This window comes from Polynucleobacter bastaniensis (assembly GCF_018882205.1).
Taxonomy (GTDB): Bacteria; Pseudomonadota; Gammaproteobacteria; order Burkholderiales; family Burkholderiaceae; genus Polynucleobacter; species Polynucleobacter bastaniensis.
The window spans coordinates 197,945-211,633 of record NZ_JACVOU010000001.1; the positions used below are offsets into that span (position 1 = coordinate 197,945).

Annotated in this window: 17 protein-coding genes; 10 read left to right on the forward strand and 7 right to left on the reverse strand. The window is 44.9% G+C overall.

The window, feature by feature from the left end:
• The first annotated feature begins 7 nt into the window (after positions 1–7).
• Both mrdA and rodA read left to right on the forward strand, forming a co-directional pair.
• The gene (gene mrdA / locus ICN22_RS01035) at positions 8–1,915 is read left to right on the forward strand and encodes a penicillin-binding protein 2 (RefSeq protein ID WP_216168477.1); all 1,908 of its coding nucleotides are present in this window, start codon (positions 8–10) and stop codon (positions 1,913–1,915) included.
• Positions 1,897–3,048, forward strand: a complete 1,152-nt coding sequence (rodA, locus tag ICN22_RS01040) for a rod shape-determining protein RodA (RefSeq protein WP_216168478.1) — start codon at positions 1,897–1,899, stop codon at positions 3,046–3,048. Before mrdA ends, rodA begins: the two co-directional genes overlap by 19 nt.
• A 93-nt stretch (positions 3,049–3,141) precedes the next feature.
• On the opposite strand, the gene ICN22_RS01045 is transcribed toward rodA, so the two are convergent.
• Together ICN22_RS01045 and ICN22_RS01050 are read right to left on the reverse strand one after the other, a co-directional pair.
• Positions 3,142–3,426: an HU family DNA-binding protein gene (locus ICN22_RS01045; RefSeq protein ID WP_046330979.1), complete on the reverse strand. Its 285-nt coding sequence runs from the start codon at positions 3,424–3,426 to the stop codon at positions 3,142–3,144.
• A gap of 114 nt (positions 3,427–3,540) precedes the next feature.
• A complete protein-coding gene (locus tag ICN22_RS01050; protein WP_216168479.1) occupies positions 3,541–3,906 on the reverse strand; it encodes a DUF8785 domain-containing protein in 366 nt (121 codons plus the stop codon).
• A gap of 169 nt (positions 3,907–4,075) precedes the next feature.
• Between ICN22_RS01050 and ICN22_RS01055 the strand changes: the two genes are divergently transcribed.
• Complete coding sequence (locus ICN22_RS01055; protein ID WP_216168804.1) at positions 4,076–4,972, forward strand: aspartyl/asparaginyl beta-hydroxylase domain-containing protein; 897 nt, start codon at positions 4,076–4,078, stop codon at positions 4,970–4,972.
• Positions 4,973–4,975: 3 nt separating this feature from the next.
• Here the strand turns inward: ICN22_RS01055 and ICN22_RS01060 are convergent, their stop codons facing one another.
• A complete protein-coding gene (locus tag ICN22_RS01060) occupies positions 4,976–5,272 on the reverse strand; it encodes a DUF167 domain-containing protein (protein WP_216168480.1) in 297 nt (98 codons plus the stop codon).
• Positions 5,273–5,294: 22 nt separating this feature from the next.
• Here ICN22_RS01060 and can point away from each other — a divergent pair, with 22 nt between their 5' ends.
• From can to ICN22_RS01080, 4 genes are read left to right on the forward strand one after another with little or no spacing between them, the layout of a single operon-like run.
• Complete coding sequence (gene can / locus ICN22_RS01065; protein WP_216168481.1) at positions 5,295–5,960, forward strand: carbonate dehydratase; 666 nt, start codon at positions 5,295–5,297, stop codon at positions 5,958–5,960.
• An 8-nt stretch (positions 5,961–5,968) separates the two neighbouring features.
• Positions 5,969–6,856, forward strand: a complete 888-nt coding sequence (locus ICN22_RS01070) for an LpxL/LpxP family acyltransferase (RefSeq protein ID WP_216168482.1) — start codon at positions 5,969–5,971, stop codon at positions 6,854–6,856.
• Positions 6,857–6,879: 23 nt separating this feature from the next.
• Entirely contained in the window at positions 6,880–7,617 is a 738-nt protein-coding gene (locus tag ICN22_RS01075; RefSeq protein ID WP_216168805.1) for a pseudouridine synthase, read from the forward strand.
• A gap of 51 nt (positions 7,618–7,668) precedes the next feature.
• The gene (locus tag ICN22_RS01080) at positions 7,669–9,297 is read left to right on the forward strand and encodes a peptide chain release factor 3 (protein ID WP_216168806.1); all 1,629 of its coding nucleotides are present in this window, start codon (positions 7,669–7,671) and stop codon (positions 9,295–9,297) included.
• 23 nt (positions 9,298–9,320) lie between these two features.
• On the opposite strand, the gene ICN22_RS01085 is transcribed toward ICN22_RS01080, so the two are convergent.
• Both ICN22_RS01085 and ICN22_RS01090 read right to left on the reverse strand, forming a co-directional pair.
• Positions 9,321–9,548, reverse strand: a complete 228-nt coding sequence (locus tag ICN22_RS01085) for a hypothetical protein (RefSeq protein ID WP_216168483.1) — start codon at positions 9,546–9,548, stop codon at positions 9,321–9,323.
• Positions 9,545–9,769 carry a DUF2798 domain-containing protein gene (locus ICN22_RS01090; RefSeq protein ID WP_255533776.1) on the reverse strand — a complete coding sequence of 75 codons (225 nt, stop codon included), beginning with the start codon at positions 9,767–9,769 and terminating at the stop codon, positions 9,545–9,547. Before ICN22_RS01090 ends, ICN22_RS01085 begins: the two co-directional genes overlap by 4 nt.
• A 395-nt stretch (positions 9,770–10,164) precedes the next feature.
• Between ICN22_RS01090 and ICN22_RS01095 the strand changes: the two genes are divergently transcribed.
• Genes ICN22_RS01095 through ICN22_RS01105 form a run of 3 tightly spaced genes read left to right on the forward strand, consistent with a single transcriptional unit; the run spans position 10,165 to position 11,730 of the window.
• The gene (locus tag ICN22_RS01095) at positions 10,165–10,671 is read left to right on the forward strand and encodes an MOSC domain-containing protein (RefSeq protein WP_255533777.1); all 507 of its coding nucleotides are present in this window, start codon (positions 10,165–10,167) and stop codon (positions 10,669–10,671) included.
• A complete protein-coding gene (locus tag ICN22_RS01100; protein ID WP_216168484.1) occupies positions 10,668–11,063 on the forward strand; it encodes a GNAT family N-acetyltransferase in 396 nt (131 codons plus the stop codon). The genes ICN22_RS01095 and ICN22_RS01100 overlap by 4 nt, the downstream gene beginning before the upstream one ends.
• A gap of 19 nt (positions 11,064–11,082) precedes the next feature.
• Positions 11,083–11,730 carry a histidine phosphatase family protein gene (locus tag ICN22_RS01105; RefSeq protein ID WP_216168485.1) on the forward strand — a complete coding sequence of 216 codons (648 nt, stop codon included), beginning with the start codon at positions 11,083–11,085 and terminating at the stop codon, positions 11,728–11,730.
• A gap of 357 nt (positions 11,731–12,087) precedes the next feature.
• On the opposite strand, the gene ICN22_RS01115 is transcribed toward ICN22_RS01105, so the two are convergent.
• Both ICN22_RS01115 and ICN22_RS01120 read right to left on the reverse strand, forming a co-directional pair.
• A complete protein-coding gene (locus ICN22_RS01115; RefSeq protein WP_216168486.1) occupies positions 12,088–12,879 on the reverse strand; it encodes a transporter substrate-binding domain-containing protein in 792 nt (263 codons plus the stop codon).
• A gap of 152 nt (positions 12,880–13,031) precedes the next feature.
• Complete coding sequence (locus tag ICN22_RS01120) at positions 13,032–13,565, reverse strand: phasin family protein (RefSeq protein WP_216168487.1); 534 nt, start codon at positions 13,563–13,565, stop codon at positions 13,032–13,034.
• Between the last annotated feature and the right edge of the window lie 124 nt (positions 13,566–13,689).

The window sequence follows — 13,689 nt, forward strand, 5'->3', positions numbered from 1 at the left end:
AAATTACATGGTTTCTTTTAAAAAACCAGATCTCGACTCGTTTCAAGAGCGCATTCATATTGCGACCCTATTTGTCACCTTCTGTTTCTTGTTATTAGTCACGAGATTGGTGTGGCTGCAACTAGTGAGTCATAGCAAATACGCCCTGCTGGCAGAAAGCAATAGAATCGCATTAGTTCCCGCACCAGCAAATCGCGGTCTTTTAATAGACCGCAATGGAATCGTTATTGGCAGAAACTATTCAGCATTGACCTTAGATGTAAATGCCGAAGAAGTTAAAGGCAATGTTGATGAGCTGATCGATGAGCTCTCTCAAATTGTGTTGATTTCCCCCAGAGATCGTAGAAATTTCAAGCGCTCACTTGAAGATTCTCGCAAAATGGGTACCTTTCCCCTCAGATCGATGCTCACCGAAGTAGAAACAGCCCGCTTTATGGTTAATCGCTATCGCTTTCCAGGCGTCGAAATACGTGCCCGAAGCTTTCGAGAGTACCCCTATAACGAGCTAGCCTCGCATCTGATTGGTTATATTGGGCGAGCCTCTAAGCAAGATATCGAGCGCATGCAAATTGAAATTGATAACTCCAAAGCGGGTGATCCTGATGCACTACAAACTTCATTTCTGCCGGGCATTCACTATGTAGGGAAAATTGGCATAGAGCAAAGTTACGAAACAGTATTGCGAGGCAGGCCAGGATATGATGAGGTGGAGATTACTGCAGGCGGCAAACCCGTGCGCACACTTTCTAGTTCACCATCGGTACCAGGGAAAAATGTGGTGCTCTCGGTTGATATCAAGCTGCAATACTTAGTTGAGCAACTCTATGGAAATTTCCGGGGTGCATTTGTTGCGATTGAGCCTGAGACTGGCGATATCTTGGCATTTGTTTCTAAGCCTAACTTTAATCCCAATGACTTTGTTGAGGGCATCGACTCATTAACCTGGAAAGAGTTGAATGACTCGCCACAGAAACCACTCTATAACCGCCCGCTTAAGGGAATTTATCCGCCGGGGTCAACCTATAAACCATTTATGGCGCTCGCCGCTCTAGAAACTAAAAAGCGTACGCCATCACAAACTATATCCGACCCGGGTTATTTTGATTTTGGTAACCACACCTTCCGTGATGACAAGAAAGGTGGGCACGGCATAGTTGATATGCAAAAGTCGATTGTTGAGTCTTGTGATACCTACTACTACTTGTTAGCACGTGATATGGGCGTCAACATGATGCATGACTTCATGAAACCACTTGGCTTTGGTCAAATTACTGGTATCGATCTACAAGGTGAATCAAAAGGTGTGCTGCCATCCACCGAGTGGAAGAAAAATACCTTCAAAAAACCAGAGCAACAAAAATGGTATGAAGGCGAAACAATTTCTCTGGGCATTGGTCAAGGCTATAACGCATTTACTATTTTGCAGCTAGCACATGGCATGGCCAATTTAGCCAATAACGGCATTGTGATGAAGCCGCATTTAGTAAAGGCAATTGAAGATCCCTTCACAAGAAATCGCACCCTGACTACACCCAAGGAAAGTTATCGAATTGATCTCGCGCCTGAGAATATTGAGATAGTTAAGAAGGCGATGGTCGAAGTAAATAATTCTGGGACCTCTGCATCCGTTTTTAAAGGTACCGGATACCAAGTTGGCGGCAAGACTGGAACAGCGCAGGTATTCAGTTTGAATTCGAAAGAATATCACCACGGATCTACAGCAGAATTTTTACGCGATCATGCTTTGTACGTTGCTTTTGCCCCTGCAGAAAAGCCCACTATCGTCATTGCGATGGTTGTTGAGAATGCAGGATTTGGTGCACAGTATGCTGCGCCAATTGCGCGTAAAGCACTTGATTTTTATCTTGAAGGTAAATGGCCAAAGGAGATTCCTGAATGGAAAAGAGCGCCATAAACAAAGCAAAGCAAATATTCCTGAGCATTTTCAGCGGGCTAGACCGCCAGCTAGGCTATATTCTGCTTGGTTTAGCGGGCATTGGATTTATTACCTTCTTATCCGCAAGTCAAAATACACCCGTTCGCTTTGAAGATGAGTTGCGCAACTTAGTCCTTTCGTTTGCGGTGATGTGGACTGTTTCTCGCATTCCACCAAAGTGGCTAGAGATGGCCGCAGTATGGATTTATGGAATTGGAGTTGCGCTGCTGATTGCAGTCGCGATATTTGGGTTAATTAAAAAAGGTGCAAGACGTTGGCTCAATATTGGTTTTGTAATTCAACCATCTGAGATCATGAAAATTGCAATGCCACTCATGTTGGCCTGGTACTTCCAAAAACGGGAGGGCATTCAAAAGTCTTGGGACTATGGGGTGGCAGCAATCATTCTTGGGATTCCAGTGCTGCTCATTGCGCGTCAACCTGACTTGGGTACTGCACTCTTGGTATTTGCTGCCGGTATGTATGTAATCATTCTCGCTGGATTGCCGTGGAAATGGATCCTCCCATTCATAGGTATTGGTGCATTTGGAATCATCCTCATCATTATTTTTGGCAGTACTATCTGCGCCCAAGATGTTGTGTGGCCGCTAGTTCATAACTACCAAAAACATCGAGTGTGCACTTTGCTCGACCCGAGTAGCGACCCACTTGGAAAAGGCTTTCATACCATTCAGTCGATGATTGCAATCGGTTCAGGTGGATTTTTTGGTAAAGGCTGGTTCCAGGGCACGCAAGCCCATCTCGAATTTATTCCCGAAAAACATACCGACTTTGTCTTTGCTGTTTTCTCGGAAGAGTTTGGCTTGCTGGGTAACTTAGTGATGTTGGCACTTTTCTTCGCTTTGATTAAACGAGGCTTAGCCATCTCTGCTAGTGCGCCGAATCTGTTCACTCGCCTGCTAGGCGCATCTGTCACACTGATTTTCTTTACCTACGCCTTTGTCAACATCGGTATGGTGAGTGGTTTATTGCCCGTGGTTGGAGTTCCACTACCTTTCATCAGTTATGGAGGAACTGCCTTAGTGACTCTGGGGTTTGGTGCTGGAATTTTGATGAGTATTCATCGCCATCGACGCTTGGTACAAAGCTAAGATTTGAGCTTAGGCATGTGTTCCAATTTTTTACATTTACCCTAGAAACAAAAAAGCCTGGCATGCCAGGCTTTTTCATCAACAAAGCAAGAATTACTTCTTTCGCTTGTTAACTGAATCTTTAAATGCTTTACCAGCAGAAAACTTAACAGTTTTAGCAGCAGCAATTTTGAGTGGCTCACCAGTTTTTGGGTTACGGCCCATACGTGCAGCGCGCTTACCAGAAGAAAAAGTACCAAAACCGATCAGTTGTACTGAGTCGCCTTTAGTAACAGCTTTAATGATTTGCTCAATAGCAGAATTCAATGCAAATTCAGCTTTGGCTTTTGAGATCTCAGCGTCGTCAGCAATCGCTGCGATTAGTTCTGCTTTGTTCAAGTGAAGCTCCTTATAGATATTTATATCAGCGCACCTTGCGCTTACATGATTTTAACCACAAAAAATTACAAAAATAAAGTTGCGTCACAGCAAAATTTTTTTATTGCCTATTTTTTACTCTTCTATAACTGTCACATCAGATACAAAATACTCAGTATCGCCAAAACAGCTTGTAGGCAATCCGATATGCTGCTCATATTTAAGGGCGACTTTTTTGCCCAGATTAGCGTTAATTTTTTGTGCCACAACATCATCACGCACTGTAAAGAGGAATTTTTCTGACATGGTTCCCGGCATGGACACCATAGCTAGCTCGCCTTCCCAGGTTTTACATACATAGCCTCGGTTGGAAAACTTTTGCACATAGCCAGCACGCTCACCACTGCCGTAGCTCCAATTGAACATAATCCAAGTATAGGCTGCCAAACCAGCCAAGCCAATCAATATTAGGCTTAAAAGCCATTTTACGAATCTATTCATGTGAATTTCCTTAACAAATCATCATTGCAGCACTGATTAGGTGCGTTCCCGGTGGCCTGCTATGACCCCAATCAACATTGGAGCATATTCATTATGAAAATAGGGGTGAAATAGCGCTCCATACAAATTAAAATGTTGGTACTAACGCTAATGGGTATATTCCATGGAAATACGTCACATTATTTTTCTGATCTTTGTTGTATCGGCTGTCTACGTTTACTCTAGAGGAAAGGTGCGATTTGGCTTAGTTCGCTCTTTAACAGACTACCAAGTACTTTTAGCGCCAATTAACTGCCTGCTCTACTTGTTTTCAAAAACCAAGGCTGGGGCATTTATTCCAGTTGCAGACTTTCCCGAAATGAAGCCCCTGCAAGATCATTGGCAAATCATCCGTGATGAAGCGCTCGCTTTGAACGCGGATGGGGCCATAGCAGCCGCTACGGGATATAACGATATTGGATTTAATTCCTTTTTTCGCACAGGCTGGAAACGCTTTCACCTCTATTGGTATGGCAAAGAAATGCCGTCAGCGCAGCTCCAATGCCCTAAAACTGTTGCCATCCTCAAATCAATCCCCTCAATCAAGGCGGCGATGTTTGCCTCACTGCCTCCCGGGGCAACGCTAGTAAGGCACCGAGACCCCTATGCGGGCTCACTACGCTATCACATTGGCCTAGTCACCCCAAATGATCCCAAGTGCTTTATTAATGTGGATGGAGAGCGGTACTACTGGAAAGATGGTGAGCCAGTGATGTTTGATGAAACTTATATCCACTATGCGGCCAACGAAACAGAGCACCAACGCATTGTCTTATTTTGCGATGTAGAGCGGCCGGTTCACACTAAATTGGTGCAATTATTGAATCGCTGGTTTGGGCGTTACGTCATGAGCGCAGCCTCTTCCCAGAATGTTGAAGGGGAGAGAGTGGGATTTGTAAACGTTCTCTTTAAGTATTTTTACCATCTCAGGGCGCAAGCCAAAAAACTCAAAGCAAAACATCGCAGCGTGTATTACATCGGAAAATGGGTTTTAATTTTAGGAATTCTGTACGCCATATTTTGGTAAACCTTAGGGGCTCAAGGCCTCTGTAATCTGCTCTGGGGTGATTGAGCCCCAGATTTCCACTCTCTTGACGCGGCTACTTTGTCCTGACAAGAGCTGAATTTGTTTTTGCGGCACCCTCAATTGCCTAGAAAGCCAAGACAGCAGCATTTCATTTGCCCTGTTTTCGAGGGCAGGGGCCTGCAGAGATATCTTGAGACAGCCATCATGCAGACCAACCACCTTGGTCAGCTTTGCGCCTGGCTGGCAATGCAAATGAAGAACAATGCCAGTGGGGGTTTGCTTTAACCAAATAGGCATCATTAAAGTACTTTAAACTCAAACCATGATTATGAAGAACTCCAACGCCTTAGACCAGCTATTTGCCAATAATCGCGAATGGGCGGAAGCCATGATCGCCAAGGATGCTAATTTCTTTAAGCGTCTAGTTTCACAGCAGGCGCCAGAATATTTATGGATTGGTTGTTCAGACAGTCGCGTACCCGCAAACGATATCGTAAACCTGCTGCCTGGCGAACTTTTTGTTCATCGTAATGTTGCCAACGTGGTGGTCCATACCGATCTGAACTGCCTATCTGTAATTCAGTTTGCTATCGACCTGTTGAAGGTCAAACATATTTTGGTGGTGGGGCATTACGGCTGCTCAGGCGTCCATGCCGCCCTAACTGATAAACGGGTTGGCCTTGCTGATAATTGGTTACGTCATGTGAAGGATGTGCATCAAAAACATGAACGATATCTTGGCGAAGTGATCCCATCTCCAAAACGTCAAGATCGCCTATGCGAGCTCAATGTCATTGAACAAGTAGTCAATGTTTGTGAAACTACTATTGTTCAAGATGCGTGGGCTAGAGGGCAAGACCTCACGGTACATGGATGGACTTACCGTCTCGAGACCGGCCTAGTCAATGATTTAGGCATGTCTATTAGCTCTACCGAAGAAATGAATGTGCGCTACGCTAAATCATTATCTCGCTATGACGCTGAATAAATTGAGTTTTGTTTAAAAACTTTTCAAACTATTCTGGGGTAGCACTCCTTAGATTTCTGGCGTCGCTTCCCTACAAGACTTTAGTCTCTGTCGGCTATGGCTTAGGCTATCTAGCAGCTCACATTCCTAATGATCGCAATCGCGTGGTTCAAAAAAACTTGAAGCTCTGTTTCCCTGAGCTAAGCGAAACAGAAGTTGATCAACTTAGAAAGCAACATTGGCGACTACTAGGCCGCAGCTTAGTTGAAAAAAGCATTATTTGGCTGGGCAGCAAAAAACAGCTTGCCGATATGATTGAGGTTCGCTCGGAGGTTGATCTAAATGATAGACTGCCACGCATTTTAGTGAACATGCATTTTATTGGCATTGAAGGTAGCATTATTCTGAGCGCACTTGCCAAGGAAAAAGGTTGGCCTCGTACCTCTGGCTTTTTTCAAAGAATGAAAAGCCCCTTCTTTAACAAGAAGATTGTTGAATGGCGCAATCGCTTCGGTGGAAATTCGATTGATCGCCAAGGAAACTCGCTTGAACTCATTCGAGAGATCCGCAAGGGGAGCTTCATCATCATTGCGCCTGATATTGATTTAGGCCTCAAAGACTCTGCTTTCGTTCCCTTTTTTAATATTCAAACCAATACGATCACAGCTGTATCGCGTCTAGCTAAAATCACAGGGGCGCAGGTCTGCATGATGATCACTACCCTCAAGAAAGATGAGGCTGGCTACATTTGTACTATTAGCAAACCTCTTGAGAATTTCCCAACCGAAGATCCTGAAGCCGATACTGCGCGGCTCAACACCATTTTTGAAAAAGAAATTAGACTCAGGCCAGCTGAGTACTACTGGGTTCATAAGCGTTTTAAAAACAGGCCGCCCAATGAGGCTAGCCCTTACTAGGACAATTGCCCGATAATGCTGTCATGGAAGAAAAAATACGCGTATCCAAGCTACTCTCCGAGCTGGGTCTTTGCTCCCGACGCGAGGCAGACTCTTATATCGAGCAAGGCTTGGTCACCGTCGATGGTGAAGTAGTCAATGAGCTTGGCTCCCGAGCTTTTCGCCATCAGAAGATTGAGCTCCAGTCTGGCGCTAAAGTGCAGCAGGCATCTCGGATTACGGTCATTTTGAATAAGCCAGTCGGCTTCATCTCTCACTTTGATGACGAGCAAGAGTATCAACCAGCAGCCTCGCTCATCACGCCCGAGAACTACTTTGCCAGCCCACTGGATAAGGGACGTAACCCGCGCTTCAATACTCGCGGCTTGGCGCCTGCCGGTCGCCTAGATATTGATTCCACTGGCATGCTGGTCTTAACTCAAGATGGCCGCATCGCAAAACTCCTCATTGGTGAAAATAGCCCCGTCGAGAAAGAGTACTTAGTCCGAGTTGAAGGCGCACTCTCTTTTGACGATTTAGATCGCCTCAAACATGGCCTGGAATTAGATGGCGTCGTTTTAAAGCCAGCCCAAGTCAGCTGGCAGAACGAAGACCAACTTCGCTTTGTTCTGCGCGAAGGCCGCAAGCGTCAAATTCGTCGTATGTGTGAAATCGTTGGTCTCCGAGTTTTAGGTCTCAAACGCGTACGTATGGGCAGAATTTCTCTGGGTGCCCTACCACCCGGGAAATGGCGTTTTGTAAGGCTCGAAGAGCAATTCTAAGAAGCTCCACCCGTCTATAATTCTGTCTACTAGATTGAGCGCAGAATTACCATCGACACCACCACCCCCAGCACTCCCGGTGCAGAAGTTTTAAGACGCCGTAGCTTCGCCATCATCTCTCACCCAGATGCCGGTAAGACCACGCTTACTGAAAAACTCTTGCTATACGCGGGTGCGATTCAGATTGCGGGTAGTGTTAAAGCCCGCAAGGCCAGCCGACATGCTACCTCAGACTGGATGGAGATTGAGAAACAGCGTGGTATTTCTGTAGCCAGCTCAGTAATGCAAATGGAATATCGCGATTGCATTATTAATCTTCTAGATACCCCGGGTCACCAAGACTTCTCCGAGGATACTTACCGCGTATTGACTGCAGTTGATTCTGCATTGATGGTAATTGATGCTGCTAATGGTGTTGAGTCACAGACCTTGCGCTTGCTTGAAGTCTGCCGTGCGCATAATACGCCCATTGTGACCTTCATCAATAAAATGGATCGCGAAGTAAAGCCACCCATGGAGCTCATGGATGAGATTGAAACTGCACTTGGCATTGAAGTGGTTCCTTTTACATGGCCAGTAGGCATGGGCAAATCCTTCGCCGGTGTGATTGATATTACCAACTCTCAAATGCGAATGTTCAAGGCAGGCGAAGATCGCGTGACTGAAGATTCTCATGCCATTGTTGATATTAACGATCCCGCCCTAAAAGAGCGTCTCGGTACTGATCTTGAAAATGCACTTGCTGAAGTAGATTTAATTAAAAATGCGATGCCTGCTTTTAACCGAGAGGCCTTTCTAGCAGGCCGTCAGTCACCAGTATTCTTTGGCTCAGCCATTAATAATTTTGGTGTACGTGAAATTCTCAATACCTTAGTTGAGCTTGCACCATCACCGGGATCACGCAAAGCATTACAGCGCGAAGTGAGCCCAGCAGAGAATAAATTTTCTGCAGTGGTCTTTAAGATTCAAGCAAACATGGATCCAGCCCATCGAGATCGCGTTGCTTTCTTGCGTATTTGCTCGGGGCATTTTCAGCGGGGCATGAAGCTGAAGATTTGTCGTAATGGCAAAGAAGTGCGCACCAATAATGCACTTTCTTTCTTATCGCAACGACGCGATATCTTAGATGAAGCTTTCCCTGGTGACATTATTGGCTTGCCAAACCATGGCCTACTTCGATTGGGCGATACGCTCACAGAAGGCGAGCAATTGCAATTCACGGGCTTACCATTTTTTGCTCCAGAAATTTTCCGTATGGTCGAGTCTGCAGATCCATTACGCTCCAAGCAATTACGCACCGGCCTAATGCAGCTTGGCGAAGAGGGTGCGATTCAGGTATTTCGTCCAATGACTGGTGGCACTATGTTGCTTGGCGCATTTGGACAACTGCAGTTTGAAGTGGTGAGCCATCGCCTACAAACTGAATATGGAGCGGAAGTGCGTTTACTGCCGGCACGCTATAACTTGGCCCGCTGGGTAAGCTCCGAAGATCCTGTGGCACTCAAAAAATTCATGCTAGAAAATATTCACCGCATGGCAGAGGATGTTGTGGGCGCCTCCGTATTTTTAGCTAGCCATAAATCTGAACTCGATGTTGCTCAACAGCGTTGGGAATCCATTCGGTTCCATGCCCTAAGAGAGCATGCAGGGCTGATATATCAATCAGACCTCGCTGGTTAACTCTAACGTGGGCTTGATTGCGGCTAATTGCAATCAAACACCACCAGTAACTGAGTATCGTTTTTTCTAAACGATGCAGTCTTGCCGTATTGTGCGCAATATGCATTGGCTTTTGGTGTCAGTGAGGCAATAGAGTCGTCATTACTATTCAGAAAGGTCACATGATTCGCATCTGAGGCATCGGTATAAACCGCAGCGCAAGCACTCAAGCCAATCATGCTTAGCAACAAAATATATTTGAAATGAATCATCGCTCCAGTTTCTTTACTAAACTTGCAGTGAGCTTGCTAGCAAACGGGCGATAAATCAAAATACAAATCATCGCTACTGGGTAGGCAATCACCCAAACCTCCAGCCACACCCAAAAAAAATCCCGTGCAAAACCTACGCGCACCAAAGTGGTAGCCAAGGTAATACTCAATGACATGAGTCCGCCCATGATGGCAGCAAAAATAAGATTAGGAATATTCATCAGGATCTAATCATAGCGCCTTGACTGCTTAACTGTTATTCTGATCTGTGATCACTATTCCGCGCCCTAAATAGGGGAGTCTGCTGAGCAAGCTCAGAGGTTCATCATTCCAAGACTCTAGGAAACTATATGGCTGCTGGCCAAAATCAAAGAAACAGAAAAAACGACCCCATGGTGAGCAAAACTGGAAAAGCTAAATTGGGACCACTTAACCTGGCTCAACTCAGTAAATTGCTCGAATCGAGCACCAAGCCTAAAGAGAAGGCAAAGATACAGAGGGCGCTCAATAAGCGCCCCCCGGTTGCGGTACCCGCTGAAACAAAAGTCGCAGCCTAATCACTAAGTACTAAGCCCCGAAATTACCGGGGCTTTTTCTTATGTAATATGCTGTCAGCATGAAAGCATCTCCTCAAGTTCACTCTATTTATATTGCTGCTCGAGCAGGCGAGATGATGGTGCAGCTTGCACAAGCTGAGATTATTGCTGGCGAAGGCATTGTGGGCGATCGCTACGCACTAGGTCTTGGTGCATTCTCTAAGACCAAGCTCAAGATACGCCATATTTCTCTCATTGCTCTCTCGGCCATAGAAAATGCTAATGTCCAATTACATACTAAACAGCAGACACCTTTTGGCGAGGGTGATACCCGAAGAAATCTGGTGATCAAAGGAATTTCTGAGGAGGAGTTAAATGGTCTCGTTGGACAGATTTTCTATTTAGGAGGTATCGCATTTAAAGGCACTGAATTGTGTGAGCCTTGTCAGAGACCGGCCAACTTGCTAAAAAGGCCCGACTTCATGCATGCTTTTGAGAATAGAGGTGGGCTCAGGGCAGAAGCGCTAGACTCTGGAACTATTAGCCATGGCGATTCGCTTACCTTCTCATCAGAACAAGAAAAATGATTACCTTTACCGAGCATGCAAGCATTAGTCCAGAACAGGCGATCGACCTCTATACCCGATCGACTCTCGGAGAGCGCCGCCCAATCGATAGCGTTGAAACCTTTGCAGCGATGCTTGCCAATGCCAATCTCACCATTTCCGCATGGGATGGTGAAAAACTCATTGGAATCAGTCGTAGCCTGACAGACTTTGCCTATGTGGCTTATTTGGCTGACCTTGCTGTAGATGAACATTACCAGCGACAGGGAATAGGAAAGCAGCTCATTGAAGAAACTAAAGAGCGCTTAAAGCCTAGCTGCATGATTGTGCTGCTTGCAGCTCCGAAGGCAAATGCCTACTATGAGCACCTGGGCTTTGAGCACAATCCACGTGCCTGGACCATGAGAAAATAATTCAACTGAATATCGCAATATGTCGACCACAAAACTCTGCCTCATCCGCCATGGTGAAACTACTTGGAATGCACAAAGACGCCTTCAAGGACATACCGATATTCCCCTCAATACCAAAGGCGTTCAGCAGGCTAGCCAAATGGCACAGGCTATAAAAAATACAAAGCTCTCATTCAATGCTTTATATACCAGCGATCTTAAAAGAGCCGTCGACACTGCAAATGCTATTGTTGAATTATTTGGCGTAAAGGCAAGGGTGGATAGCGCCCTACGAGAGCGCCATTTTGGCGCACTTCAAGGACTCATGATTCAAGAGGCGCCATTATTACAGCCAGCAATTTGGCAAGCTCATATTTCTCGCGACCTAGAACACGATCTCGATGGCGGTGAAAGTATTACGCAATTTGCATTACGCGTTCAAACTGTTTTAGACAAGATACAAGAGCAGCATTCAGGCCAAACGATTTTGCTTGTGAGTCATGGTGGTACCCTCGACATGGTGTATCGAATTGCTAGCAAGCAAGCCTTAAGGACTGAGCGGGTTGCCTCAGTGCCAAATGCTTCATTCAATTGGATTACCCATCAGGAAGGTGAGGGCTGGTCAGTTGAGAGATGGGCTGACACGCGTCATCTCGAAGATTCCGCCTTAGAAGGCGTAGACCTCTAAACAAAAAATCGCCCTTAGGTGACTTTTTGTTTTTTAAATAAGGTTTACTTTCTGATGTGAGCATGACGGGCGGCATCTTGTGACATGCCCTCACCCTTTGACTTATCTTCAAGCGCCTCTTTTTCTGCGGTAATTTCTTTACGGCGCTCTTTGCAAGAACCAGCGATCTCTTACAAAGCTTTACGAGCACTTGCTGCAGAGGCTTTGACTCCTTTTCCGTGAAACTTTTCATTTTCTGATTGGTACATCTCAAATGCAGCCATTAGCTTGTCATGATGGGACATATTTTTCCTTATAAATTATTGAAATAATCGACTTAAGAAACACCTTAACCCAATATATTGAAATTGCTTTAATTTATTGTGTCCAGCGATTAATAATGGCTTTTAACTTCTCTGGTCCGATCTCAGCAAGATATAGATTAAAGTCATCGCGCAACTTAGAGTCTTTTTTGAAGGCAAATCCGAGATTATCAAACCCAACAACTTGGTAGCTGCTGCTTACTGGGAGGTTTAAGGTTTTTTGATAATTAACCAGCATTACGTTATCAACAAATACCAAATCTACATTGCCATTTTGCAATGCAAGCAAGGCTTCGGTTGGCGAAGGATATAGTTTTACTTGCTCAACTGAGTAATAGCCTTTTGGCTGCAATACATTTTTTACATAATCATCAAATACACTTCCTGTTGGATAGGCAATTGTGTACTTACTGAGCTGTGATAAATCAGTTATTTTGATATTACGGTTTTTTAAACCTATCAACTGCCAGGTGCTAGTGAAGTATGGATTAGAAAAATCCATCACCTCTTTGCGCTTGTCTGTAATAGAGATTCCAGAGAATGCCACATCAGCTTGGCCACTAGTTACAGCGCCCAGCATGCCAAGCCAATCGTAAGCTGTTATCTTAAATGTACAACCTCGTGACTTACAGTAGCCTTCAAATATCTCTAAGTCTACGCCTAAGTATTTCCCATCTTTTTCAAACAGCATTGGGGGAATCGCGGGTGATATGGCAACCTTAATTAGGTTGGATGGTTCTTCTTTAGAGCATCCGCTAAGAAGAAGTAGGCCAAGTAACAGGGTTGTAAGGATACGTTCAAGTCTCATAGTATTTTCAAGTTTTATTTGATTGAACGATCTTATCAAGAATTGAATCTAACAATACCATCAGGGTATTACTTTTTAACTCTGCAGCTTTTCCGCATTTCGATTAGTGAAAAACCCAATAAAAAACCCGCATACACGGGGCTTTTTATCTGAAGCGATCTACCGATTACTTGGTGCGACTTTTTGTTGCCTTAGGAGTCTGGCCAAATTGACCCTGTGCGCTCTTCATTGCAGTTTCTACACTTTTTCTCAAAGTTTGCAAAAGCATCTTGAGTGCTTGAACGTACTTGGTCAAAGTTTTGCATTGCCGTATTGAATGTGGAGGTAAAGGAGCTGACATACGCCTCTGACCCTGCAGGCGCCTTTGATGTAGCAGCAGCTACAAAACTCTTTAGATCATCTTGTGATTGATTGATGGCAGCTTCTACAGCTTCAACTAACTCTTGGTTACCACGGCGCAGTACTGCAGCAACTTTTTTCTGGTACTCGGCAACTTCAGCGACGGCCTTTTGTACCTCTGGGCTTTGCAGAAGATCTAAGGCTGCTTTTGCATCTTTACCCTTCATTAGCTCGGCTGCTTTAGCTTGTGCATTTGCAACGGCTTGTTGTGCAGCCTGGTAATTGATTTCTGTTAACTCTTGAGCATTTTCAAGGGCAGTTTGGCCTAGTGCACGTGCACTTTCTGCGGTTTTAGTTTGGTTTTCTATAAATTGGTTTTTGAACATGATTTTTCCCATTAATTGGTTAATTGTTGCACTGCACCATATTAACGGCTTATTTTGGGCTTGGCAAGGAAATATTGCTGCAAAGCAACATTTTATTTCCTAAAGGGCAAATAAATCCGCCCCG